This is a genomic window from Rhodobium orientis, assembly GCF_003258835.1.
In the GTDB taxonomy this organism is placed as follows: domain Bacteria; phylum Pseudomonadota; class Alphaproteobacteria; order Rhizobiales; family Rhodobiaceae; genus Rhodobium; species Rhodobium orientis.
In genome coordinates, this window is sequence record NZ_NPEV01000243.1 from 1 (window position 1) to 233 (window position 233).

At 45.5% G+C, this 233-nt stretch carries 1 protein-coding gene; it reads right to left on the reverse strand.

The genetic code is table 11. The features are described from left to right. Window positions 1-51: 51 nt before the first annotated feature. On the reverse strand, window positions 52-233 hold a 182-nt coding region (locus CH339_RS26045; RefSeq protein ID WP_146610328.1), incomplete at its 5' end, for a glucuronate isomerase.

The following is a 233-nucleotide window of genomic DNA, read 5'->3' on the forward strand; positions in this document are numbered from 1 at the left end:
TCGTCGATATTTCCATGAAAAAGCAGCTCCTCTGCTAGCCAATTTGTGAATCTAAGCTTTCAAACGATCTTTCACTTCAAACTGGAAATAGTGTTTTGCATTTTCGTAGCAGATCCCTTTTACGATCCGGCCCAGCAGTTCGATATCATCCGGCGCTTCGCCGTTCTCAACCCATGTGCCGATAACATCGCAGAGCAGGCGCCTGAAATATTCGTGTCTTGTGTAGGAAAGAA